This window comes from Aliifodinibius sp. S!AR15-10, assembly GCF_031569985.1.
In the GTDB taxonomy this organism is placed as follows: Bacteria; Bacteroidota; Rhodothermia; order Balneolales; family Balneolaceae; genus JAMQKA01.
Map to the genome: position 1 here is coordinate 1 of NZ_JAMQKA010000128.1, position 596 is coordinate 596.

Annotated in this window: 1 protein-coding gene; it reads left to right on the top strand. The window is 48.0% G+C overall.

Annotated elements, in window-relative coordinates; genetic code table 11:
• Positions 1–596: mannonate dehydratase (gene uxuA, locus NC796_RS26650; RefSeq protein WP_310688936.1), on the top strand; the 596-nt coding region annotated here is incomplete at both ends.

Below are 596 nucleotides of genomic sequence, written 5' to 3' on the forward strand. Positions count from 1 at the left end.
GTTGACGAGATCCAAAAACGGAAGCAGGAGATCGAAGATGCGGGTATGACATGGTCGGTAGTGGAGAGTATTCCTGTTCACGAAGATATAAAAAAACAGACCGGGAATTATAAACAATGGATCGAAAACTACAAGGAATCGATCCGTAACCTGGCAAAATGTGGCATTCACACTGTCTGTTATAACTTTATGCCGCTGACCGACTGGACCCGAACCGACCTGAACCACGAGCTGGAGGACGGTTCTACGGCACTCCGTTTCGACAAAACCGCTTTCGCAGCATTTGATCTCTTCATCCTCAAACGTGAAGGGGCCGAGTCGGAATATTCGGAGGAGCTTCAACAGAAGGCAAAAAAATATCTCGATTCTCTGAATGATGAAGCAACTCAGGAACTAACCGATACCATTCTGTTGGGCATGCCGGGTGATGAGAAGATGACGCCAGCCAAGTTTCGCACTCATCTTGCCGAATATGAAGATATCGATGACCAGCAGTTGAGAGAACACCTGTATGATTTTCTCAGGCAAATTATCCCTGTTGCCGAAGAGCACGAGGTACGCATGGCCATCCATCCGGATGATCCCCCCTTCCCACT